Raw genomic sequence first — 23,076 nt, forward strand, 5'->3', positions numbered from 1 at the left:
CGCGGATATTACGGAATATTTCGGCCTGTAACAAGATATTTTTGTTCACTATCCAGTTACTAAACGCTCTAACCCATTAAATATCCACATATTTTCTAAGGTAGACTACAGGAACCAGCGATACTCCCGCGCGCTGATGTCATGCAGAAATGCCAGATGATCCTGACGCTTGTTTTCGCAGTAGACGTCCACGAACTCCGCCCCCAAGCGTTCGCGCAGCACTGCATGATGTTGCATGGACTGCACCGCTTCGAGCATTTCCAGCGGAAAATCGATGCCACTGCCGCGGTCTTCATTGAGCGGTGCAATCGGCTCGCGCTCCCTTTCCAGGCCTTGCTCCAACCCCACCAGAATCGCCGCCAACGCCAGATAAGGGTTGGCATCGGCCCCGGCCAGACGATGTTCAATGCGCAGGTTCTTGATGTCCGACTCCGGAATACGCAAACACGCATCGCGATCCTCGAAGCCCCAACTGGCACGGGACGCGACGTTCACCGTGCCGCTAAGGCGGCGCATGGCATTGTGGTTCGGGGCAAAAATCGGCATGCAGTGCGGCAACACGTCCAGGCAACCGGCCACCGCATGGCGCAGCGCCCGCTGCCCGTTCGCCGCCAGCAGGTTGTTGCCGGCCTGGTCATACAGGCTGACATGCACGTGCATGCCGCTGCCGGGGTGTTGCAAGTAAGGTTTGGCCATGAAGCTGGCGCGCAGGTTGTGCTTGAGCGCCACGCCCCGGGTGCTGCGGCAGAACAGGGCCGCCCAGTCGGCGGCGCGCAGGCCGTCATCGCAATGGCCGAAGTTGATTTCGAACTGGCCCGGGCCGAGCTCGGCAGTGATCACCGTGGCATCGACGCCCTGGGCTCGTGCCGTCTCGACCATTTCATCGAGCACCGGGGCGAAGCGCGACAAGCGTTCGATGTGCATGTTCGGCTGATCGTCGGCATCGCCGGTCAACTCATCACGGGGAAATTGCGGCAAGCCGTCCTTCAAGCGGCTGTCGAACAGGTAAAACTCCAGCTCGAAGGCCACCACCGGGAAAATGCCTTTGCGGTGCAGACGATCCAGCACCCGCGCCAGCACTTCACGGGGTTCGAATTCGATGGGTTTTTCGGTGCCGTCGGAGGTGATCAGCATCTGGCCCAAGGGCTGCTTTTCCCAGCTCACCAGCTTCAGCGTGCCGGGCACCAAACGGCGCAGCGCGTCCGGGTCACCATCGTTGAAGCAGTAATCACCGATTTTGAACAGCCCACCCTGGGTGCCGAGCAGCACGCAGTTCTGCGGCAGCTTCAATGCACTGCCGGCAGCGACTTTTTCCAGCATCTCGATCGGGTAGCGCTTGCCGTAGAAATACCCCGGAATGTCCAGGGAGATCAGGTCGACGTAACGCACTTCGGGGTTGCAGTGGCGGAAGTTGCGAACCTCGGCCAGTAGTTCAGAGCACACAGCATCCATCGTTTTGTTCCTTGTTGTTATCAGGTGTAAACCCAAAGCACGCGGGTCAGTTGGTCGGACAGGTTGCCGTAGCGGCAGTGCGCATGGCTGGCCAGTTGAAAGCTGTCGCCGGGGTGCAGGGTCACCGGTTCGTTGTCGTCGAGCCACAGGGTCAGTTCCCCTTCCAGGACATAACCGCCCTGCTCGGAGCTGTCCTTCATGTGCCGGTCACCGCTGCTGGCACCGGGTTCGAGCTGGCTTTCGAGCATCGAGAACGACGCGCGCATTTTCGGCGAAACGAGGATGTCGGTGATGCCGTCGGCGTAGTACAGCGTGCGGCGCTCGTCCGGGCGGGTGACCCAGGACAAGGCCATGGGTTTGGGCAGGCTGTAGAAATAGGTGGTCGGCACCCCCAGGGTTTCGCTGATGGCGGTCAGGTCCGCCACCGTCGGGCGCGACAGGCCGCGCTCGACCTGGGACAGAAAACCCACGGAGCGGCCGATTTTGTCCGCCAGTTCCTTCAGGGTGTACTTCTTGTGTTTGCGCAGGTCCTGGATCAGGATCGCCAGCGCCGAGATTTCTTCTTGCATGTCCATCTAGAGGCTTCCAGAAAGTGTCGCTTCAAATGCTGTCGCGCAGTCGATACCAGGCCTTGCCGATGGCTTCCAGCGGCGCGGCCAGGTATTTGCCGCCGGGAAAACTGCCGTTGTTCAGGCCCTGGTACAGGGACAACTCGTCGGGCTGACCGAGTACCGCGTCGGACACCGCCCTCGCCGCGGCCAGTGTCGGCAGCACGCCATGCCCGGAATACCCCTGCATCCAGTACAGATCGCCACGGCGGCCGATATCCGGTGTGCGCTTGAGGGTCAGGTCGATGTGGCCGCCCCAGGCAAACTCCAGATCGACGCCGGTGAGTTGCGGGAACACGCGCTCCAGGAACGGCCGGGTCGCGGCGGCGATGTCCTTGGGCATGCCGCCCAGGTAAGTGCAGCCGCCGCCGAACAGCAGGCGGTTATCCGGGGTGCGGCGGAAATAATCGAGCACGAACTGGTTGTCGGTCACGCACACATTGCTCGGCAACAGCGTGGTGGCTAACTCCTTCGTCAGCGGCGCGGTCGCGACCTGATAGGTCCCGACCGGCAACACGCAACTGGCCAGTTGCGGGTCGAGTCGATCGAGGTAAGCGTTGCACGCCAGCACCAGCACATCGGCGCGAATACGACCGCGTTCGGTGGTCACCACAAACCCGTCGCCCTCCTCGGCATAGCTCAGCGCCTTGCTTTGCTCGTGGATGCGGCCACCGGCCCGCTCGATCGCATCCGCAAGGCCCAGGGCCAGTTTCAGCGGATTCAAATGCCCGCCCTCGGGATCGAACAGGCCGGCCTGATAACGCTCGCTGGCAACCCACTGCGGCAAATCGCTGCGCTCGATAAATTGCAGTTTGTCGTGGCCCCACTTGTGGCTGGCCTCGTGTTGCCACTCGGTCAGCAGGCCTACCCGACGGGGCATCACCGAGGTCCAGAGATGGCCGGCGCGATAGTCGCAATCGAACTCATGGCGGCCGGGCAAGTCACGCAGCTCCCGCGCGGCCCAGCGCATGCCGTCCCACAGGCGCCGCGCCCGTTCGTAACCCAGCGCCGCTTCCAGCGGTGGCATGTCGCACGACCAGCCGAGAATCGCCTGGCCGCCATTACGCCCGGACGCGGCCCAAGCCACCCGGCTGGCTTCGAGCAAGGTCACGCGCTTGCCGGCCAGCGCCAGACGCAAAGCCGTGTGCAATCCACTGAACCCGGCCCCGATGATCAGCACTTCAGTGTCTTGTTCACCTTCCAGTGCAGCTCGATCGACCAGACGATCGGCGCAGGTATGGGCGTAGTAACTGGCGACATGCCGGGTGGATTGCTGAAACATACGGCCTCGTGAAATTTTGTATTTTTAATTTCATGAAAAAATACACGGTAAATTTCACACAAGCAATCAACGCGTAAAAAATCCCGCTCAGGCGAACCCGAGCGGGATGTTTTTATTCAGACGTGACGTTCGAATCAATCAGGCCACGGGAATCATCGGATCCGCCGAAGCCAGCGCCGAGGCGCGATCAGCCGCCGGTGGGTAGATCCACTGGGTGTTGATCTGAGTCTTCAATGCCTTGGCTTCGTGCTTGACCAATTTGACCTGACGATCCCAACCCTCGGTGTACACCGCGCCCCAAGCGCCCAGATCGAGGCAGGTCACGTATTTCGGCTGGCTGTACGGCGTCGGGTCGACACCGAGAAGCTGCGCGGCGACATTGTTGCCGGCATGGCGGCCCAGCGAAATAGCATGCTGACAGGTCATCAAGGCGTAATTGCCGATCTCGTCACTGGCCGCATAGGCGACGTCGCCGGTAGCGAAGATGTCGTTCTGGCCAATGACTTTCAGGTGCGCGTCGACATGCAGACGGCCCAGGTGATCACGTTCGGCAGGAATCTGCTCGGTCAGGGAGCTGGCGCGAACGCCGGTGGTCCAGACCACGGTTTTTGCATCGATGCGCGCCCCGTCGGACAGGGTGACACCGTCGGCATCGACCGACACAACCGAAGCTTTCAAGTGCCATTGCACGCCGGTCGCCACGCTGGCCTCGACTATCGATTCGGCGATTTGCTCACCCATCGAGCCGCCCACTTTACCGCCGCGGTCCACGATGATCACATTGATGTCGGCACGGTCGCCGAAGATGGCCCGCAGGCGAGTCGGCATTTCAGTCGCCGTTTCGATCCCGGTGAAACCGCCACCGGCCACCACCACCGTGTTGCGCGCCTTGCTTTCGGGCTGGCTGGCCAGCGCCTTGAGGTGGTTTTCCAGGCGAACGGCCTGCTCGATCTGATCGACGTCGAAGGCATGTTCGGCCACGCCCGGAGTGCTCGACGAAGCCAGACGACTGCCGGTAGCCAGAACGAGTTTGTCGTAGCTGCAGACTTGTCGGGTCCCTGCGGCATCGACATAGCCGACCTGCTTTTGCTCGACGTTGATGGTCTGCGCCGCGCCCTTGATGAACTTGACCCCTACAGCATCAAACAGATCGCCAATCGGCGCGGCCAGTTGATGGGCATTCGGTTCGTAGAAGCGCGGACGCACACGGAGTTCGGCCTGAGGCGCCAGCACGGTCACTTCAACATCGTTGTGGCCGTGAATGTCGAACAGGCGCGTGGCACTCAATGCGGTCCACATGCCACCGAAACCTGCGCCGATCACCAGAATGTGCTGTTTCATTTTTTGACTCCTGGGGGGAATGACCAAGTGTTGAAAATCGTTGAGCGGTTTAAGGACCGACGCGGGCTTGTACCCAGATAAGCGTCTGCCACTGCGACCGAGTAACTACGACTGTATTGATCCTAGTTAAATCCCGCAACAGGTTTTTATCGAGGGCTGCCACCGAAAAACGTGAGCCATGACCTGAGCCCCCTGTATTCAGCGCATCACAGGAGTGTTTTGCTGTCATGAAAAAAGATCCAACGAGAAGGGATTCGTTGCCTTGCTTGCTCTCGGCTGTTAGAATTTGCGACTAATTCAGTCGGAGATTTGCATGTCTCTTTACAGCGCGGGTGTCGAATACGGCATCCACTGCCTGCTTTTTCTGGTGGGTAATGGCGGCGACTCGCGCGAAGCGAGCGTGCGCGACCTTGCCGATCTGCAAGGCGTCCCTCAGGACTATCTGGCGAAAATCTTCACCAAGCTGGCCAAGTCCAAACTGGTGGTCGCCACCGAAGGCGTGCGCGGTGGCTTCAAGCTGGCCCGGCCCGCTGACGAAATCACCTTGCTGGATATCGTCAATGCCATCGACGGCCGCAAGTCGATTTTCGATTGTCGGGAGATCCGTGGTCGTTGCGCCGTGTTTGACGGTGCCCCGCCTGAGTGGGCACTGGAGGGTCTGTGCGCGATCAATGGCGCGATGATGGTTGCGCAAAAACGCATGGAAGAGGCCCTCGCGCAACAAACCATCCTCGACATCGCCAGGAAATTCGGGCGCAAGGCCCCGCCAGAGTTCGGCGTCAAAGTGGAAAGCTGGATGAACGAGCGCCGGGAACGCAAAAGTGCCGCCCAGGCCAGTGAGCAAATCATCCCGACGACCAACCTTTCAGACTGATCCACACAAAAAAAAACCGGATGCGCACCAGGCATCCGGTTTTTTTCTGGATTCAGGCGAACATCGGTCGCTGACCGATTTTCGGTCTCCCGCGCTTACAAACAGTCGCGCACGATTTTGCGCAGGTCGCCGGACTTGGCCCAAGGTGGCCCCTGATACAGCGAAACCCGGCTGCCTTCCTTGTACTTCACGATATCCAGCACTTCGTCGGCCGTGATCACGCTGGGCGCGGTGATGCGGAATCCGTTGGATATCGAAACCTGGGTCGTATTCGATACTTCCTTTTGCCAGGCAGGCAACACGCACGCCGCATACTCTTTTGGCGTCTTCTCGCTGTGCTTGCTGACATTCGGCTCACCCGGTACCAACGAAGCCGGCAACGAGCACCCGCCCAGCAATGCCAACACGACTCCCCCCATCAACATCCGCATGCTGTTTCCTTTAATTTGAAATAAGAAAATGTAGCTCGCCGTCGTCCCTACAGCCATCCCCAACGATTCAGCGACTGTCATTGATATCGCTTGCCCCGGTTAGTTCCTTGAATTCAGATAATCCATCCATCTTTCGCAGGCGTCATGCTGGCGTTGTGTGACTTGCTCCCATTGCGGCTCGCTGAGTTGATGGGCCGATATCAATTGCATCGTCTCGTTGGTCGCCGCCTCCAGGTCAGCGATCAATTCCTGGGCCATGGCCCTGAAATCATCGATTGTGGTCATTTTACGTCGCCCCCGCAGGAACAATCAGCACTTGAGTAGGACAGCTTATTTTTTCGTTCACTGTAGTTTTCCCGACCAAAGGAGACCTCGCTGACTCAGACGAACACAACATACGGCGCGGTAAACAGGTCTAAAATTTTGGTGTGCAAAGTTCAGGAGGTCATCATGTGGCTTAACAAATCGGAACAGGAACTTCGGCGCGATCTGCAAGGGCTTGCGTCAGATTTGCGCTGGTCGGCCGTCGAGCTGTTGCGCATCGAGCAGCAATTGCGCCTGCTCGGAAGCGAAGTCGACGCGCAAGCCGTTCAAAGACTGTGTTCTTTATTTCAGGGCGATGAAGAAAAACTGTCCGGCTACGCCGAGGAAGTGAAGGCCAAGGTCATTAGCCGCAACAAGGCTCAATAGCGGGAGCGCTGCCATGAACAGACCTCTATTCACGCTGGTCGTCGTACTGACCGCGTTGGCAGGCTGCAGCACCAACTCGATCTACAAGGATCAGCCGCTGGTCGCGAAAGTCGACACCGGCATGACCCAGGAGCAAGTCCGGCAAATCGGCGGCCAGCCACTGGCGGTCAGCGATCGTAGCGTCGAACCCGGTACGTGCTTTGACTACAAACTGACTCATGCCGACCATCAGCAGCCGTACAACGTCAGTTTCGATGGCCGCGGCATGGTCGACCACAAGAGTTTCATGACCTGCGCGGAGTGGAGCCACACGCAGCAAAAGGCCCGGGAACCCTCCCGCCCCAGCGGAGGCGGCGGCTACTAGCGCCCTTAAGGATTTTGCAGGCTGTAGGAGCGAGCTTGCTCGCGATGGACTCAAGCGCGGCGGGTTTAGCCAGGAAACACGCGTTATCGTTAGCGACCATCGCGAACAAGCTCGCTCCTACAGGGGGGCTTCATTTTCCCGCAGGCCTGCCGGCACGTGCCCTGTAGCCGGGCAGCGATGCGGCAAATGCCAGCGCTTCTTCCCGACTGGCAAACGAGCCAAGCCGGTCACCCTGGGTACATACCCGCCAGGGGCCGTTGTTCACGCTGAGTACGTCATAACCATTCATGTGCATCTTGTTCAACATCGGAACGCTCATAGTCACCTCCTCTCGGGCAGTGATCTCAGGTTGACTTGCTTACCTTACACCCACCCTTGTCCAAAATACCGACCAGACGTCGCCATGGAAATTCCCGAAATCGATTGCACTTTTCCTCGCATTGCCCCCTCGAATTACTCGTAAAGTGCTCAATCGACCCTGGCCCGAATGCTGCATTTCAATGCCTGCTCCATCTCAACAGGCCATTAGGTAATCAATGAAAGTACGCGCAACGATCATCTTCGAGCAGGAAAGGCATGTACTGCTGGTACGCAAGCGAGGAGGACGCTGGACGCTGCCCGGCGGCAAGCTTGAACAGGGTGAAAGCGCAGCCGATGCCGCCGTTCGTGAGCTGCTGGAGGAAACCGGCCTGCGGGTCGACGAGTTGATATACGTGCTGGAACTGGAATCGGGCGGCACCCGACACCACGTATTCGAGGTGTCGGTGCTGAATCTGGAGCAATTGCGGCCGCTGAACGAAATCACCGATTGCATCTGGCACCCGCTTGATGCGCTACACAACCTGAACATCAGCGACACCATGCGCAGTATTGCCAGCACCTTTGTACGCCGCTTGTAGGCCCTAGCCTTTGGCCAACGCCGTCGCAGCCCTGTCGATCAAAGCCGCCACTTCGGCGGGCATCGACGCCAATGACGCGTGGCTGGCATTCAAGGTCAGGATCTCCCGGGCGTTGAGTCGCGCGGCCATCCATTGCTGGTTCTGTGGCGCGATCATCCGGTCTGCGGTCGAAATCTGATACCACGATGGCTTTTTCTTCCAGGCCACCGTGCCAATCGTGTCACCGAAGGTACTCGCCAGCGGCGCTTTCTGGGTGATACCCATGACCAACCCTTCGGTCGCCGGCAGGTCCTGACAGAAGCTTTCGTGGTAGAGCTCAGGCTTGACCCACAGGTATCCGTCGCTGTCGGGAGCCAGGTTGGCCGCCGCCGCTGGCAGATGCCTTTGCGTGATGCCACCGGGGCTTTCACCGGCGTCCGGTGCGAACGCGGCGATGTACACCAGGCCCACCACATTCGGCAAATCACCCGCTTCGGTGATCACCGCGCCGCCATAGGAATGCCCCACCAGCAGCACCGGACCGGGCACCTGGGCGACCATCTTGCGCGTACGCTCGGCATCATCGGCCAGCGAAGTCAGTGGCAACTCGACGGCACGAATGCGCGTGTCACCACGGCTGACCAATTTAACGATGACCTTGTTCCAGTGGGCAGCGCCGCCCCAAAAACCATGGACCAGCACGATCGTGGGTTTATCACTCATCACCATGACTCCGTTTGCCGATGGGGTTGTCTGTCGTTCGCCTCAGCCCTGATCGCCGCCGCCCACGGGCATGACCATGCCGGTGATATAGGACGCGTCGTCGCTGGCCAGAAACAGAATAGCCCCCGCCTGCTCATCCAGGGTGCCGTAGCGTTTCATCAAACTGCTGTCGAGGGTCTGGTCGACAATCTGCTGGTACCAGAGTTTTTCCTGCTCACTCTGCTCGGCACCATTGCGGGGTATGCGTCGCGGCGGTGCTTCGGTGCCACCAGGCGCCGTCGCATTGACTCGCACGCCGCGACCGGCGGTTTCGAATGCCAGACAAGCGGTCAAGGCATTGACCCCACCCTTTGCCGCACCGTAGGGCACGCGGTTGAGGCTGCGGGTGGCGATGGAGGAAACGTTGACGATCGCACCGCTGCCCTGCTGCAACATGAACGGCAGCGCCGCATGGCAACACCACAAGGTCGGGAACAGCGAACGGCGAACCTCGGCCTCGATCTGTGACGCTTCATAGTGCTCGAACGGCTTGGCCCAGATCGTCCCGCCGACGTTATTGACCAGCACATCGAGGCGACTGAAGCGCTCGACGGCGGTTTGCATCACCCGACTGCATTCCTCGTATTGCTCAAGGTCGGCGGTCAGGGCCAGTACCTGGGTGGTTGGCGCCAACTGTTGCTGGACTTCGAACACCAGGTCGGAGCGATCCACCAGGATCAGCTTCGCCCCTTCGGCGGCCATACGCTCGGCCACCCGCCGCCCGATACCTTGGGCGGCACCGGTGATCAGGGCGACTTTTTCGTGAAATCTGTTCATGTGTACCTCATGAAGAAGGTTGCCGTTCAACTGTGGGAGCGAGCTTGCTCGCGAAGAGGTCCTTCCAGTCGACATATCTGGTGACTGTCAGACCGCTATCGCGAGCAAGCCCGCTCCCACAGGGGGTATTTACCAAGCAAGGGAAATCGCCTGCGACTCACGCCGCGCTGGCAGCAAATTTTTCGTAGTAGAAATTCGCCGGCTTGATGCCTTGCTCGCCAATGTACCGGCTGACGGCTTCGACCATCGGCGGCGGGCCGCACAGGTAGACGTCGACGTCGCCATCGTTCAAATGCCTGGGCTCGATGTGCTGGGTCACATAGCCCTTGAGCGGGTGTTGGCTCTCGGGGCTGGCGACGCAGGCGCTGAAGGTGAAGTTGGGGATGCGCGCGGCAAAGGCTTCAAGGCGGTCGAGTTCCACCAGGTCGAAATCGTGGGTCACGCCGTAGATCAGATGCAGCGGGTGATCGCTGCCCTGCTCGGCGATCTTCTCCAGCATCGCGGTGAACGGCGCCAGCCCGGTGCCACCGGCCAGCAGCAGCAACGGCCGACGGATGTCGCGCAGGTAGAAGCTGCCCAAAGGACCGGCCAGGCTCATGCAGTCCCCGGCCTTGGCCATGCCGGTGAGGAAGCTGCTCATCAGGCCACCTGGCACGTTGCGGATCAGGAAACTGACCTCACCGTCGCGCTGCAACGAGCTGAACGAATAGGCACGGGTCTGCTCGCTGCCGGGAATTCCCAGGTTCACGTATTGCCCCGGCAGGAACGCCAGTTTGCTCAGGGATTCGCCCTTGATCGACAGCGCGATAGTGCTGTCGGACAGTTGGCGCACGGCACTGATGGTCGCGTCGTAGCTGGCCTGACGGGTGCGGCAAACCTGCGAGGACGTCGGTACGCGCACCACGCAATCGCTCTGGGCACGCATCTGGCAGGTCAGGACAAAACCCTGCGCGGCCTCTTCAGGGCTGAGGGCGTCTTCGATGTACTCCTCGCCCAGATCGTAGGTGCCGGCTTCGGCAAAACACTTGCAGGTACCGCAAGCACCGTCGCGGCAGTCCAGCGGGATGTTGATGCCCTGGCGGTACGCGGCATCGGCCACGGTTTCGCCGACGTTGGCGTCGATGAACCGGGTGACGCCGTCTTCAAAATTGAACGCAATGGAATGGGTCATGACGGCAGTCTCACAAGTGGTAGACATCGATGACCTGGCGAACGTAATCGTTCTTCAGAATCACTTTCTTGGCCAGGATCAGCGGGTTTTCACCGCGCACGTCGAGGGTGTAGAAACTGCTGCCGAAATAGCTGTCGACGGTCTTGTAGCGAAAACTCAGGGTGTGCCAGTTGAAGCGCACCTTGCACAGTCCGTCGGCCTGTTCGAGCAGCTCGATGTTGCTGATGTTGTGGGAGGTGCGGGTGTCCGGCACGCTGGCGCTGGAGCGCTCGGTCTTGATGCGGAAGACGCGGTCTTCAAGGCCCGTGCGGTTGCCGTACCAGATCAGCGAGATTTCCCGCTGCGGGTCTTCGGTCAATTCGTCGTTATCGTCCCAGGACGGCATCCAGAATGTCGCGTCGGGGGCGTACAGCTCCAGCCACTCGTCCCACTGGCGGTCGTCGAGGTAGCGCGCCTCGCGGTAGAGGAAATCGCGCACGGCATCGTAAGAAATGGTCATTGCACGTCCTCCACGGCGATCAGCTTCGACTGTTCGGCAGCCAATGCCTTGAGCATGGTCTGCTGCCAGTACTTGTGTTGCAGCACGAACAGGCCTTCGTCCTCGGTGCGCACGCCACTGAGCAGCGGATGCAGGTCGATTTCTTTTGCAGCCTCGTCAGCACCTTCAATCCAGTGCTCGGCGCCACGGGACATGTCGTTCCAGGTGGTGACGCTGCCCTGGTAGCTGGTCTGACAGGAGCGGAACTCTTCCAGATCGTCGGGCGTGGCCATGCCGCTGACGTTGAAGAAATCCTCGTACTGGCGAATCCGGCTCGAACGGGCGTGGTCGCTCTCGCCTTTGGGGGCGATGCAGTAGATGGTGATTTCCGTGCGGTTGACCGAGATCGGCCGGGCAATGCGGATCTGCGAGCTGAACTGGTCCATCAGGTACACGTTGGGGTACAGGCACAGGTTGCGCGAGTTCTCGATCATCCAGTCGGCGCGGGCCTTGCCGAAGTCTTGCGCCAGCTCATCACGGCGCTCGTACAGTGGACGGTCCTCGGGGTTGGCCCAACGGGTCCAGAGCAGCATGTGGCCCTTGTCGAAGGAATAGAAACCGCCGCCCTGCTTGGCCCAGCTACCGGCGCTCATGGTCGGGTTGGTGTCGCCGGCTTCGCGCTGCTTGCGCTGGTTCTGGGTGGCCGCGTAGTTCCAGTGCACGGAGCTGACGTGGTAGCCATCGGCGCCGTTCTCGGCGGTGAGTTTCCAGTTGCCTTCGTAGATGTAGCTGGAGGAGCCACGCAGCACTTCCAGGCCATCGGCGGACTGGTCGACGATCATGTCGATGATCTTCGCCGACTCGCCCAGGTGTTCGACCAGTGGCAGCACATCAGCTTTCAGGCTGCCGAACAGGAAGCCGCGATAGGACTCGAACCGCGCAACCTTGGTCAGGTCGTGGGAGCCTTCGCAGTTGAAACTCGACGGGTATCCGGCGTTGGCCGGGTCCTTGACCTTGAGCAGCTTGCCGGAGTTGTTGAAAGTCCAGCCGTGGAACGGGCAGGTGTAGGAGCTCTTGTTGCCGGACTTGTGCCGGCACAGGGTCGCGCCGCGATGGCTGCAGGCGTTGATAAAGGCGTTGAGCACACCGTCCTTGTTGCGCGCGATGAAGATCGACTGGCGCCCCATGGTGGTGGTGTAGAAATCGTTGATGTTGGGGATCTGGCTTTCGTGGGCCAGATACAGCCAGTTGCCTTCGAAGATGTGTTCCATCTCCAGATCGAACAACCGGGGGTCGGTGAACATCTCGCGCTTGCAGCGATAGAGGCCTTGCTCGGGATCGTCTTCAAGCAGGGAATGCAAATATTCGGGTCGCAGGGTCATGGCCGCCGCCTCCATTGTTATTGTTCAGGCAGGGGTCATGCTAGGACGGGGGGTCAGGCTGGAATATCCGCGCAGTGCAGACCTTTATCCGTTTTGTGCAGTGAGTCAGCGTTGTGTCAGGCAACATAAATGCTGGATGTACCGCCCCCATCGCGAGCAAGCTCGCTCCCACAGGGGTAACGCGATCCAATGTGGGAGCGAGCTTGCTCCGGGCGGCGTTCCGACGATGGGGCCAGACCAGACAACATCAAACTTGAAGGTTCAATGCCGACGCTTGAGGGTATCGGACGGCAATTCACCGAACTGCTTGCGATAGCTGTCGGAGAACCGGCCCAGGTGCAGGAAGCCGTAATCCATTGCCACTTCGGTGACGTTGCGCACGTTGCAGGTCGGATCGCTGAGGCAGGCGTTGATGCGTTCCAGGCGTTTCTGGCGTAGATAGTTTTTCGGCGTAAGGCCGGCATTTCGCTCGAACAATCCGTACAACGAGCGCAGGCTCATGTGGGCCTGGCGCGCCAGCTCTTCGCTGTCGATGTCCTGTTTGAGGTTATTGGCGATGTAGTCGGCAATCGCCTCGAACGTGGCCGTCTGCGAGCCCAGTTCGAGGCGGCTGACGTTGGTCTTCATCAAGCTGAGCATCTTGCTGACGATGATCTGCGTGTAATGCTCCTGGACCCTGGGGATCTGCTCGGTGGATTCGGCCTCCTGGCAGATCATCGCCAACAGGTTGACGAAGCCTTCCAGTTCATCGAGCTGATAACGGTTTTCCAGAAACCGCACGCCCTGCCCCGGATAGCGCCAGCGCTGCTCATCGCAGACCGATTCAAACAAGCGGGTCGGGACTTTTAGGATGAATTTTTCGCAATCGGCGGAGTACGTCAGGTCCACCGGATCGTCAGGATTGATCAGCAGCAATTCGCCGGGAGCGAAGTAATGTTCCTGGCCGTGGCCACGCCACAGGCAATTGCCGCGCAGCAGCACTTGCAGGTGATAGATGCTGTCCAGCGCACCGGACGTCACCCGCACACTGGCACCGTAGCTGATGCGGCACAGGTCGAGGCTGGCGAACTTGCGATGGTCGAGACTGGCCAGCGGGCTGCCGGCACGGGACATGAGAATGCAGTGGTTACCGACGTGCTGATTGACGTAGCCCGACACCGCATAGGGGTCGGCATGGTCGAATACTCTGCTGCGCTGACTCAACAGTTGAGCTTGCATCATCGGGTCACTCTCATTGTTGTTATAGGTTGCGTCGGGGCATTCTAGAACACTGCATCAGTCCCTTGAGATTTTCCAGACAGTTAGCCGAAACCCTTGTGGGAGCGAGCTTGCTCGCGATGACGGAGTGCCAGTCAACATGGATGTTGAATGTAAAACCGCTATCGCGAGCAAGCTCGCTCCCACAAGGTGGTGATCCCACAGGGTCGTGCTATCAGTCTTCCAGTGCGCGAACCCGCTCGTGGCGCTGCTGTTCTTCAGGCTGGGCCGACGACTGCAGGGTGAAATCGAAGTCGATTTCGGCAAAGCGACCGCTCACACCATGGGCCGCCGCGCGCTGCTGATCGTCGCTGAAGGTGATTTTGGCGATCAGTTCGTCACGGGTGGCGTAGGCGAAATCGTCGTGCAGGTATTGATCGCCGTCGAGGTTGATCTGGGTGGTCAGGTGGCGATGATCCGGCGCGGAAATGAAGAAGTGCACGTGCGCCGGACGCTGGCCATGACGACCCAGTTGATCGAGCAGTTGCTGGGTCGGACCGTCCGGTGGGCAGCCATAGCCCGACGGCACGATGCTGCGGAAACGATAGCGGCCTTCAGCGTCGGTCACGATGCGGCGACGCAGGTTGAATTCCGATTGCGTGGTGTCGAAGTACGAGTAGGTGCCACCGGTATTGGCGTGCCAGACGTCTACCACGGCACCGGCCAGGGGTTCGCCAGCGGTGTTGAACACGCGGCCTTGCATGAACAGGGTCACACCCGGATCGACGCCGTCGTCCAGACGCGCTTCGCCTTGCGACAGCGGCGCACCCGCCACGTACAGCGGGCCTTCGATGGTGCGCGGGGTGCCACCGGACTTGCCGGCCTGCTCGTCTTCGGCGTCCATCAGCAGGTCGAGGTAGTGCTCCAGACCGAGACCGGCCACCACCAGCCCGGCTTCCTGGCGAGCGCCCAGCACGTTGAGGTAGTTGACGGCTTTCCAGAACTCTTCCGGGGTCACGGCCAGGTCTTCGATGATGTTTACCGAATCACGCAGGATGCGATAGACCAATGCCTTGGTCCGTGGGTTGCCGGCGTCGTTGAGCAGGCCGCTGGCCTCTTCGAGAAATTTCTGGACTTCGGCAGTGTGGGAAATCTTGACGTTCATTTTGAAGGGTTCCTCATCTTGTAATTATTAGCGTAGCGCGCTGAACAGGCTGGGCTCAGCGGTCATCGTCACGGATGGAAGAAGGATGCCGGCACATCGCGTCGATTTCGATGGCCATGTACGGGAACAGCGGTAATTGCATCAGCAGGTCATGCAGTTCCTGAACGCTGTCGACATCGAACACGCTGTAGTTGGCGTAGTGCCCGGCGATGCGCCACAGGTGGCGCCACTTGCCCTGCTCTTGCAGGCGCTGGGCCAGGGCTTTCTCGTCAGCCTTGAGTTTGGCTGCCGCTTGCGGATTCATGTCGACCGGCAGATTCACGGTCATTTTTACGTGGAACAGCATAATGCTCTCCTCAGGCTTGATGAATGGCGGTGGATGTCTTGTCGCGGCGGAAGAACGCCAGGCGCTCTTCATCCAGGCTCAGGCCCAGGCCCGGCGTTTTCGGCACGCGCAGTTCAAAATCGCGATACACCAGCGGTTCGCTGAGAATGTCTTCGGTCAGCAGCAACGGGCCGAACAGTTCGGTGTCCCACGCCAGCTTGTTCAGGGTGACGAAGGCATGGGCCGAGGCCATGGTGCCCAGGCCACCTTCAAGCATGGTGCCGCCGTACAGGGCAATACCGGCCGCTTCAGCGATCGAGGCGGTGCGCAATACGGCACGTGGGCCACCGTTTTTGGCGATCTTCAGGGCGAACACCGAAGCTGCGCCTTCGCGGGCCAGGTTGAACGCATCTTCCACGCATTCGATGGATTCGTCGGCCATGATCGGCGCCGGGCTCATCGCGTTGAGGCGAGCCATGCCGGCGCGGTTGTTGCGCGAGATCGGCTGTTCGATCAGGTCGATGCCATTGGTGCCGAGGATCCTGCAGGCCCGCAGCGCCACCGCTTCGTCCCAGGCCTGATTGACGTCGACCCGCACGCTGGCGCGGTCACCCAAGGCCTTCTTGATGGCGATGACGTGGGCCAGGTCGCGGTTGACCTCCCCGGCGCCGATTTTCAGTTTGAAGATGCGGTGGCGACGCAGGTCCAACATTTTTTCCGCTTCGGCAATGTCCTTCTCGGTGTCGCCGCTGGCCAGGGTCCAGGCCACGGGCAGCGCATCGCGAACACGACCGCCAAGCAATTCGCTGACCGGCAGGCCGAGGCGTTTGCCCAAGGCATCGAGCAGTGCGGTTTCAATACCGGATTTGGCGAAGGTGTTGCCGCGAATGCTGCGCTCCAGGCGCAACATGGCCGCGTTGACGTTGTTGCTGTCCTGGCCGATCAACAGTGGCGCGAAGTGCGTGTCGATGTTGGTCTTGATGCTGTCCGGGCTTTCATTGCCGTAAGCCAGACCACCGATGGTGGTGGATTCGCCGATGCCTTCGATGCCGTCGGCGCAACGCACGCGGATGATCACCAGGGTCTGGTTCTGCATGGTATGCATCGCCAGCTTGTGCGGGCGGATGGTCGGCAGATCGACGATGATCGTCTCGATCGACTCAATGGCTGTTGCAAGCATTTCGATACCCGTCAGGTTCTTGAAGTTCTGGAATCGATTCTCGTACGGCTTTTTTCCTGAAGCCAATATAGAATTGGTCTGACTTGATACCTTAAAGGTATGCAACTGATTGACTGGAGGCCCCATGGAACTGCGGCACCTGCGTTACTTCCAGGTATTGGCTCAAACCCTCAACTTCACCCGCGCGGCCGAGTTGCTGCACATCGCCCAGCCGCCCTTGAGTCGGCAAATCCAGCAACTGGAGGACGAACTGGGGGTGATGCTGCTCGAGCGCGGCCGACCGCTGAAGTTGACCGACGCCGGGCGGTTTTTCCACGAGCACTCCACCGCCCTGCTCGAACAACTGAACAAGGTCTGCGACAACACCCGGCGCATCGGGTTGGGTGAGAAAACCTGGCTGGGTATCGGCTTTGCACCGTCGACACTGTATGGCGTGCTGCCGGAACTGATCCGCCGGTTACGCAGTGGCGAGCCGCTGGAGCTGGAGCTGGGGCTTTCTGAAATGACCACCCTGCAACAGGTGCAGGCGTTGAAGGCCGGGCGCATCGATATCGGTTTCGGCCGAATCCGTATCGACGACCCGGCCATCGTCCAGACCGTGCTCACCGAAGACCGCCTGGTCGCCGCCCTGCCCGCCGGGCATCCGTTGCTCGCAGGGCCCATCAGTTTGCGGGAACTGGCCAAGGAACCCTTTGTGCTGTACCCCGGCAATCCAAGGCCGAGTTACGCCGACCATGTGATTGCTCTGTTCGAGTCCTACGGCGTGAGTATCCACGTCGCGCAATGGACCAACGAGCTGCAAACGGCGATCGGGTTGGTGGGGGCGGGAATCGGCGTCACGCTGGTACCGGCCTCGGTGCAGTTGCTGCACCGCGACGACATCGGCTTCACCCCGCTGCTGGAAGACAACGCCACCTCGCCGATCATTCTCAGCCGACGGGTGGGCGATGTATCGCCGGGGTTGAACCATTGTTTGCGAATGATTGATGAGCTGCTGCCACCAGCAGCGTAAGGCAATAGAACAGGCGATAATCACCTGTGGCGAGGGGGCTTGCCCCCGTTCGGCGGCGCAGCCGTCGCAAGCTCAGATGGTTTTAGGGCCGCTGCGCGCCCCAACGGGGGCAAGCCCCCTCGCCACAGGTCAGTGTTCACTGGGAACCTGGGTCAGCCCGCAACCCGCCCGGTGAAATTCGCAATGAGTGCGATCCAGTTCTCATTTCTGCAAGCGTCTAACGGGTGTTCCCGCCCCAGATCCAGTTCCAGAACCCCGGCAATTCGACTGGCTGCGAACCGTCGCGCACGGTGCGCGCCATGGCCGCCCGCTGTAACGCAGCCTGATCGTCGTAAAACGGCTTGTCGGCGGTTTTCACTCCGGTCTCCCGGGCGCTGTCGAGCAGAATCTGCAGGTATTCGCGGGTATGCCGGGCGGTATAGCGGTTGAGGTCGTGGAAGGTCACCACCACCGGAATCACGCCATCGACCACCGGCAACTCGCCGCGGGCAATGCGCTCGCGAACTTCGGACATCGAGCGCAGCATGTGCGACCGGCGCCGGGGGCTGGCGTTGAAGCCCCAGATCTTACCGTCATTGGCGCTCAAGTCGGTGAGCAGTACATGCAGACCATGCCGCTGATAAGCGGCGAAGGTGCGTTTGTCGTAGTTCCAGAATGGCGGGCGCAACAGGGTTGGCGCAGCGCCGGTAATCGCAGCGATGTCGGCGCTGCCATCGGTGAGGGCCTGCTCCAACACGGGTGGGTCAAGGGAGCGATGATTGGTGTGCCGGGGTGTTGCCGTGTGGAAGCCCAGGATATGACCTTCGGCATGTTCACGACGCATGATGTCCCGGCCCAATTCGCTGCCACCGGCTCGCGGAGCGCGGGTTTGCACGAAGAACACGGCCTTGATGTCCGATTGCAGCGGGTTTTGCGCCAGGCTCTCCAATACAGTGACGGTCGGATTCCACCAGCTCGAGGCACTGGGGCCGTCATCGAAGGTCAGCAGAAACCGGATGGGGGGTTGCGCCTGCAAACGCTGCTCGGTCCGCGGAGTCATTTCGATGGGTGCGGCGATACAGCCGAACAAACCCACTGCCAGGGCGCACACCGTTAAACACTTGAACAATCGTTTCATTTTTTGCCTTGGGCCAGACCATCACGGTCGATACTTCAATGGGCAAGGATCCTTCGCCCGCTCATCCGTCGTCGGCCCGCATCGAGACGACGGGCCGAGGTTGGATAGGGTACACAGGGTTTGGTTCCGGTGCTTGCCAGGCCCGTTTCGCCACGAGCAACTAAACTCAAAGCTTCGGTCGGAGCGTCTTAACCGGAGTGTCAGGCCATGTGCGGACGACTGTCGCAATACCGTGGAATCCACGACTTCGTAGCGGTGCTGAGCATCCCCGACGCGCTGATCAATCGCGTCGGCAACGAACCCCTGGGGCACTATAACGCCGCCCCCACCACGCAACTCGCCCTGCTGCACCTGGAGAACGAGCGGCTGCACGCCGACGCCGTGCGTTGGGGTTGGCGACCGCACTGGGCGACGGATCGCGTGGAGCCGGTCAATGCCCGGGTCGAGAAAGTCGCCCACGGCCCGTACTTTCGGGCGATCTGGCCCCATCGCGCGATCTGCCCGATTGATAACTGGTTCGAATGGGTCGACACCGGCGAGGCCAACAAACAACCGTGGCTGATCCGGCGACGGGACCGCGCCCCGGTTTTCTGCGCGGCCATCGGCCAGTACCCCATCGGTGGAGCGCCCCACAGGGAGCACGACGGTTTCGTCATTCTGACGGCCGACAGCGCGGGCGGCATGCTTGACGTGCATGACCGCCGCCCAGTGGTGTTCTCGCCCGAACTGGCGCGGGAATGGCTGGACCCGGCCACGCCCAAGGAGCGAGCCGAGGAAATGGCGTTATCCCAGGGCGAGGCCAGCGATGTATTCGAGTGGTACAAGGTCGACAGGGCCGTTGGTAATGTCAGGAACCAGGGCGCCACGCTGATCAAGGAAGTTCCATGAACTGATCAACAGCTGTAGGAGCGAGCTTGCTCGCGATGGAGCCAAGAGCGCTGCGTTTAACCAGTAAACACGCGTTATCGTTGACGACCATCGCGAGCAAGCTCGCTCCTACAGCAGCATTACGCTCAATGGAGGGGCTTCGTTGTATTCCCGTGCCGCTCAGAACTTGCGGTCAGGCTCTGACAGTTCCTTACCGTCGTCAGGATGCTTCCAGTCCGGTACCGAACGTTTCTGCTGCTCAATCTCTTCTTCCGTGGGTTCGTCCTCATCTTCTTCCGGGTCCGGTTGCTTGGGTTCATTGGCCATGTTCACCTCTCTTCCTGAAGGGATCGGTCATCAACTTAAGCTTAGATCAGTTCCCCTGCCCCGCTCAGAGCCACCAGCGCAGCAAAAAGAAGAAGCCCATGCTCAACAGCATGCTGAGCAACGTATTGCGCGTGTAGAGCACCAGCCCGACCGCCACCAGCGAGCTGATCAGATAGGGATTGTCCCAGTGCAGATTCAGCTGTTTTTCCGGCATGAACACAATCGGCCCGCAGATGGCGGTCAACATGCCCGGTACGGCAAACCCGAGGAACTGCCGGGCATTGCTGCTCAAGCGTAGCGGCAGTCGCGGTTCCAGAAAAACATAGCGGTTGAGGAACACCAACACGCCCATTCCGATAATCACTGCCCAGACCATCATGTGCGTCCACCGTAGAATTTATTGCAGACAAACCCGGCGGTCATGCCCGCCAGCCCCGACAGCACCAGCGCCGAGCCCCATTGCCAGTAGCTGAACAGCACCGAGCAGAACAGCGACACCGCCACGCACACCACGGTCGGTACATTGCGCACCACCGGGGTGATCAGGGCGATGAAGGTCGCCGCGATGGAGAAATCCAGGCCCAGGTGTTCAAGGCCGGGAATGCTGCTGCCGAGCACAATGCCCGCCAGGGTGAACAGGTTCCAGGCGATGTAGAACGTCAGGCCCACGCCCAGGGCGTACCAGCGGTTGAACTGCTGTTTGTCGTGCTGGCTGGTCAGGGCGAACAACTCATCGGTGAGCAAAAACCCCAGGCCTGCGCGCCAGCGCCCCGGCAATGGCGAAATCACCGAGCGCATGCTCATCCCGTAGAGCAAATGCTGGGAGGTCAGCAGCAGTGTGGTCAGCAAGATCGAAAAAAACCCGGCACCGCCCTTGAGCATGCCGATGGCCACCAGTTGCGCGGCACCGGCAAACACAATGCTCGACAGGCCCTGGCCTTGCAGGGGCGTGAGGTTGGCTTCGATGGCCATGGAACCGGCCAGCAAGCCCCAGGGCGCGGTGGCCAGGGACAACGGCATGATCGCCGCAGCGCCGCGCAAAAAGGCACTGCGCGGCATGATTGAGTTGGACATAACGTTCTACAGGCAGGGATAGACCCCAGACTGTGCCAGCAGTCGCGGCCGAAGGCTTGAACAATCTTGCTCACTGATACGTGGCGTGCCATTCATCGGCTGCCCGCTTGATTCGCCAAAGTGCTAGCAACATGATGGCCCTGCATTTTCATCGAGGCAGGCCCTTCATGAGTTCAGTGGAAACCGACAGCGACGTTTATAAAACCCTGCTTGAATCGACCCGGGCGATTCCCTGGCGCATCGACTGGAAAACCATGACGTTCAGCTACATCGGGCCACAGATCGAAGAACTGCTGGGCTGGAAACAGCACAGCTGGGCGTCGGTCAATGACTGGGTCGAGCGCATGCATCCGGATGACCGCGACTACGTGATGGACTTCTGCGTCTCGCAATCGCGCGCCGGTATCGATCACGAGGCCGACTATCGCGCACTCACCGAAAGCGGCGAGTACGTCTGGATCCGCGATGTGGTGCATGTGGTGCGCAAGGACGGCGAAGTCGAGGCGCTGGTAGGTTTCATGTTCGATATCAGCGAGCGCAAGAAAACCGAAGAGCACCTGGTCCGCCTGCAAAAGCAGCTTGAAGAGTATTCCTTCCAGGACGGCCTGACCGGCATCGCCAACCGGCGCATGTTCGACACCGTGCTGGAGCGCGAGTGGAACAATGCCCAGCGCACCGGCTTGCCATTGTCGGTGATCGTGCTGGATATCGACTACTTCAAGCAGTACAACGACCATTACGGCCACATCAAGGGCGACGAATGCCTGCGCCGCGTTGCGCAAACCTTGTCCCTGGCGGCGAACCGGCCACGGGATTTCATTGCGCGGATCGGCGGTGAAGAGTTTGTCTGGCTGCTGCCGGAAACCGATGCCGAGTCAGCGCGGCTGGTAGCGCACAAGTGCCTGCACCTGATTCGCCAGCAGCAGATCCCCCATGAATTCTCGAACGTGTCGAAGCTGCTGAGTATCAGCCTCGGCGTCGGCACCACCCTGGCGTCGATGCACGCGACGGCCCTGGAATTCGTCGAACAGGTCGATCATCTGCTGTACAAGGCCAAGCACAATGGCCGAATGCGCGCCGAGTACGCTGATTTTCGTGATTGACAAACGGCGCGCCGGCTTTTAAAACTGAGCGCCTCACTCAGGGTGTAAGCAAGTATGTCCGCAACCTTCAATCTCGACTCTTCCGTCATTGGCTTGATTGCCAAGGCGCAAGGTTGCGTTGCGCACGCCCTCAAATCGAAGAAACAGTCGCTCATGTGACCGGGGCGCGCTGTCCCGTCAGATGAGCTGACAGGACATTGAGCGCGACGGACCACCCTCCCCTTGCTTACTCTCCTTCCATGCCCCTGACGGTGACGAAATCGGTCAACCATCAGGAGAAAGTGCATGTCAGCGTTTCAAGGTATCTGGGTTCCACTGGTCACACCATTCCACAACGGCGCCATCGATTTTGTCGGCTTGCGCCGGCTGGTCAGCCATCTGCTGGAAAAAGGTGTCGACGGACTCATCGTTTGCGGCACCACCGGCGAACCGGCGGCGATGGGCAAGCATGAGCAACTGGCGGTGCTCGATGCGGTGCTGGAACTGGTGCCGGCGCAACAGGTGGTCATGGGCCTGGCCGGTAACAACCTGACCGAGTTGTTGCAGTTCCAGAGCGAGATCCTCAAGCGCCCGGTGGCTGGCCTGCTGGTGCCGGCACCGTATTACATCCGCCCCTCCCAGGCCGGCCTCGAAGCGTTTTTCCGCACGGTCGCCGATGCCTCCAGCGTACCGCTGATTCTCTACGACATCCCATACCGTACCGGCGTGGCCTTCGAACAGGCGCCCCTGCTCAACATCGTCGCCCACGAGCGGATCGTCGCCATCAAGGATTGCGGCGGTAATTTTTCCAACACCCTCGCCTTGCTCAACAGCGGCCTTGTCGACGTGCTGTGCGGCGAAGACAACCAGATCTTCAATGCCCTGTGCCTGGGCGCCAAAGGTGCGATTGCCGCGTCGGCGCATGTCCATCCCGAACTGTTCGTACAATTACACCGACAGATCCGCGACAACCAATTGGCCGAGGGCCGCGCCACGTTTTTCCGTTTGCTGCCACTGATCAACAGCCTGTTCCTGGAGCCCAACCCGGCCCCGGTGAAAACCGCGCTGGCCCTGCAAGGCTTGATCGGTGACGAACTGCGCGCGCCCATGCAACGCAGCAGTGAACCGATGACCGAGCGTTTGAAGGGTGTGCTCAGCGCATTGGGCCGCGACAATCGATAGAGCACCGGCCTGCGGCCCGAGTAACATGGAGCGATTCGTTCAGCCTTCAGGGGCACCG

At 60.3% G+C, this 23,076-nt stretch carries 28 protein-coding genes; 8 read left to right on the forward strand and 20 right to left on the reverse strand.

All coding sequences use genetic code 11. The features are described 5' to 3' along the window. Positions 1-105 precede the first annotated feature (105 nt). From AC1RS8_RS25675 to AC1RS8_RS25690, 4 genes are all read right to left on the reverse strand, one after another. Positions 106-1,452 (reverse strand): glutamine synthetase family protein, encoded by a 1,347-nt coding sequence (locus AC1RS8_RS25675; RefSeq protein WP_489340352.1) that lies wholly within the window; start codon positions 1,450-1,452, stop codon positions 106-108. A 20-nt stretch (positions 1,453-1,472) separates the two neighbouring features. After that, on the reverse strand, positions 1,473-2,027 hold the full coding sequence (locus AC1RS8_RS25680; protein WP_008000492.1) for a helix-turn-helix domain-containing protein: 555 nt from the start codon (positions 2,025-2,027) through the stop codon (positions 1,473-1,475). A gap of 25 nt (positions 2,028-2,052) precedes the next feature. Further along, on the reverse strand, positions 2,053-3,342 hold the full coding sequence (locus AC1RS8_RS25685) for an NAD(P)/FAD-dependent oxidoreductase (protein ID WP_489340351.1): 1,290 nt from the start codon (positions 3,340-3,342) through the stop codon (positions 2,053-2,055). A 138-nt stretch (positions 3,343-3,480) separates the two neighbouring features. Then, the gene (locus tag AC1RS8_RS25690; protein ID WP_489340350.1) at positions 3,481-4,683 is read right to left on the reverse strand and encodes an NAD(P)/FAD-dependent oxidoreductase; all 1,203 of its coding nucleotides are present in this window, start codon (positions 4,681-4,683) and stop codon (positions 3,481-3,483) included. Positions 4,684-4,996: 313 nt separating this feature from the next. Between AC1RS8_RS25690 and AC1RS8_RS25695 the strand changes: the two genes are divergently transcribed. Beyond that, entirely contained in the window at positions 4,997-5,557 is a 561-nt protein-coding gene (locus AC1RS8_RS25695) for an RrF2 family transcriptional regulator (RefSeq protein ID WP_057715458.1), read from the forward strand. A 95-nt stretch (positions 5,558-5,652) separates the two neighbouring features. Here the strand turns inward: AC1RS8_RS25695 and AC1RS8_RS25700 are convergent, their stop codons facing one another. Then, positions 5,653-5,988, reverse strand: a complete 336-nt coding sequence (locus AC1RS8_RS25700; protein ID WP_057715459.1) for a hypothetical protein — start codon at positions 5,986-5,988, stop codon at positions 5,653-5,655. A gap of 99 nt (positions 5,989-6,087) precedes the next feature. Beyond that, entirely contained in the window at positions 6,088-6,273 is a 186-nt protein-coding gene (locus AC1RS8_RS25705) for a hypothetical protein (protein WP_090454743.1), read from the reverse strand. Positions 6,274-6,438: 165 nt separating this feature from the next. Between AC1RS8_RS25705 and AC1RS8_RS25710 the strand changes: the two genes are divergently transcribed. Together AC1RS8_RS25710 and osmE are read left to right on the forward strand one after the other, a co-directional pair. Further along, positions 6,439-6,678 carry a hypothetical protein gene (locus AC1RS8_RS25710; protein WP_057715461.1) on the forward strand — a complete coding sequence of 80 codons (240 nt, stop codon included), beginning with the start codon at positions 6,439-6,441 and terminating at the stop codon, positions 6,676-6,678. A gap of 13 nt (positions 6,679-6,691) precedes the next feature. Then, positions 6,692-7,042, forward strand: coding sequence for an osmotically-inducible lipoprotein OsmE (gene osmE / locus AC1RS8_RS25715; protein WP_057715462.1), 351 nt, complete (start codon positions 6,692-6,694; stop codon positions 7,040-7,042). A gap of 130 nt (positions 7,043-7,172) precedes the next feature. Here osmE and AC1RS8_RS25720 read toward each other — a convergent pair whose 3' ends face one another. Further along, entirely contained in the window at positions 7,173-7,361 is a 189-nt protein-coding gene (locus AC1RS8_RS25720) for an SPOR domain-containing protein (protein ID WP_150814965.1), read from the reverse strand. A 217-nt stretch (positions 7,362-7,578) separates the two neighbouring features. Here AC1RS8_RS25720 and AC1RS8_RS25725 point away from each other — a divergent pair, with 217 nt between their 5' ends. Then, entirely contained in the window at positions 7,579-7,941 is a 363-nt protein-coding gene (locus AC1RS8_RS25725) for an NUDIX hydrolase (protein WP_057715464.1), read from the forward strand. Between the two features lie 3 nt (positions 7,942-7,944). On the opposite strand, the gene AC1RS8_RS25730 is transcribed toward AC1RS8_RS25725, so the two are convergent. The 9 genes from AC1RS8_RS25730 to AC1RS8_RS25770 form a co-directional block, all read right to left on the reverse strand. Then, on the reverse strand, positions 7,945-8,643 hold the full coding sequence (locus AC1RS8_RS25730) for an alpha/beta hydrolase (RefSeq protein WP_057715465.1): 699 nt from the start codon (positions 8,641-8,643) through the stop codon (positions 7,945-7,947). A gap of 42 nt (positions 8,644-8,685) precedes the next feature. Continuing rightward, the gene (locus tag AC1RS8_RS25735; RefSeq protein ID WP_090454739.1) at positions 8,686-9,459 is read right to left on the reverse strand and encodes a 1,6-dihydroxycyclohexa-2,4-diene-1-carboxylate dehydrogenase; all 774 of its coding nucleotides are present in this window, start codon (positions 9,457-9,459) and stop codon (positions 8,686-8,688) included. Positions 9,460-9,616: 157 nt separating this feature from the next. Next, positions 9,617-10,630: a benzoate 1,2-dioxygenase electron transfer component BenC gene (gene benC, locus AC1RS8_RS25740; protein ID WP_489340349.1), complete on the reverse strand. Its 1,014-nt coding sequence runs from the start codon at positions 10,628-10,630 to the stop codon at positions 9,617-9,619. 10 nt (positions 10,631-10,640) lie between these two features. Beyond that, entirely contained in the window at positions 10,641-11,129 is a 489-nt protein-coding gene (gene benB / locus AC1RS8_RS25745) for a benzoate 1,2-dioxygenase small subunit (RefSeq protein WP_102672557.1), read from the reverse strand. After that, the gene (benA, locus tag AC1RS8_RS25750) at positions 11,126-12,490 is read right to left on the reverse strand and encodes a benzoate 1,2-dioxygenase large subunit (protein ID WP_057715469.1); all 1,365 of its coding nucleotides are present in this window, start codon (positions 12,488-12,490) and stop codon (positions 11,126-11,128) included. The genes benB and benA overlap by 4 nt, the downstream gene beginning before the upstream one ends. A gap of 261 nt (positions 12,491-12,751) precedes the next feature. Further along, complete coding sequence (locus AC1RS8_RS25755) at positions 12,752-13,711, reverse strand: AraC family transcriptional regulator (RefSeq protein WP_493163960.1); 960 nt, start codon at positions 13,709-13,711, stop codon at positions 12,752-12,754. 211 nt (positions 13,712-13,922) lie between these two features. After that, the gene (catA, locus tag AC1RS8_RS25760; protein ID WP_057715471.1) at positions 13,923-14,852 is read right to left on the reverse strand and encodes a catechol 1,2-dioxygenase; all 930 of its coding nucleotides are present in this window, start codon (positions 14,850-14,852) and stop codon (positions 13,923-13,925) included. A gap of 55 nt (positions 14,853-14,907) precedes the next feature. Beyond that, positions 14,908-15,198 (reverse strand): muconolactone Delta-isomerase, encoded by a 291-nt coding sequence (gene catC / locus AC1RS8_RS25765; RefSeq protein ID WP_218432980.1) that lies wholly within the window; start codon positions 15,196-15,198, stop codon positions 14,908-14,910. 10 nt (positions 15,199-15,208) lie between these two features. Further along, positions 15,209-16,357 carry a muconate cycloisomerase family protein gene (locus tag AC1RS8_RS25770; protein ID WP_489340348.1) on the reverse strand — a complete coding sequence of 383 codons (1,149 nt, stop codon included), beginning with the start codon at positions 16,355-16,357 and terminating at the stop codon, positions 15,209-15,211. 124 nt (positions 16,358-16,481) lie between these two features. Between AC1RS8_RS25770 and AC1RS8_RS25775 the strand changes: the two genes are divergently transcribed. Beyond that, a complete protein-coding gene (locus AC1RS8_RS25775) occupies positions 16,482-17,369 on the forward strand; it encodes a LysR family transcriptional regulator (RefSeq protein ID WP_057715474.1) in 888 nt (295 codons plus the stop codon). A gap of 217 nt (positions 17,370-17,586) precedes the next feature. On the opposite strand, the gene AC1RS8_RS25780 is transcribed toward AC1RS8_RS25775, so the two are convergent. Then, positions 17,587-18,486 (reverse strand): polysaccharide deacetylase family protein, encoded by a 900-nt coding sequence (locus AC1RS8_RS25780; RefSeq protein WP_057715475.1) that lies wholly within the window; start codon positions 18,484-18,486, stop codon positions 17,587-17,589. A gap of 207 nt (positions 18,487-18,693) precedes the next feature. Between AC1RS8_RS25780 and AC1RS8_RS25785 the strand changes: the two genes are divergently transcribed. Continuing rightward, a complete protein-coding gene (locus AC1RS8_RS25785; protein WP_090454732.1) occupies positions 18,694-19,374 on the forward strand; it encodes an SOS response-associated peptidase family protein in 681 nt (226 codons plus the stop codon). 159 nt (positions 19,375-19,533) lie between these two features. Here the strand turns inward: AC1RS8_RS25785 and AC1RS8_RS25790 are convergent, their stop codons facing one another. The 3 genes from AC1RS8_RS25790 to AC1RS8_RS25800 all read right to left on the reverse strand — a co-directional run bounded on the left by AC1RS8_RS25790 (position 19,534) and on the right by AC1RS8_RS25800 (position 20,754). After that, a complete protein-coding gene (locus tag AC1RS8_RS25790; protein WP_167362858.1) occupies positions 19,534-19,680 on the reverse strand; it encodes a hypothetical protein in 147 nt (48 codons plus the stop codon). 64 nt (positions 19,681-19,744) lie between these two features. Then, a complete protein-coding gene (locus AC1RS8_RS25795) occupies positions 19,745-20,056 on the reverse strand; it encodes an AzlD domain-containing protein (RefSeq protein ID WP_167362889.1) in 312 nt (103 codons plus the stop codon). Beyond that, complete coding sequence (locus tag AC1RS8_RS25800; protein WP_489340347.1) at positions 20,056-20,754, reverse strand: AzlC family ABC transporter permease; 699 nt, start codon at positions 20,752-20,754, stop codon at positions 20,056-20,058. Before AC1RS8_RS25800 ends, AC1RS8_RS25795 begins: the two co-directional genes overlap by 1 nt. Before the next feature lie 167 nt (positions 20,755-20,921). On the opposite strand from AC1RS8_RS25800, the gene AC1RS8_RS25805 reads away from it, so the two are divergent. Continuing rightward, entirely contained in the window at positions 20,922-21,857 is a 936-nt protein-coding gene (locus AC1RS8_RS25805; protein ID WP_057715478.1) for a sensor domain-containing diguanylate cyclase, read from the forward strand. Positions 21,858-22,142: 285 nt separating this feature from the next. Beyond that, positions 22,143-23,018 carry a 4-hydroxy-tetrahydrodipicolinate synthase gene (gene dapA, locus AC1RS8_RS25810; RefSeq protein ID WP_489340346.1) on the forward strand — a complete coding sequence of 292 codons (876 nt, stop codon included), beginning with the start codon at positions 22,143-22,145 and terminating at the stop codon, positions 23,016-23,018. The last annotated feature ends 58 nt before the right edge of the window (positions 23,019-23,076 follow it).

The organism is Pseudomonas sp. GW821-FHT12A04 (genome assembly GCF_058807755.1).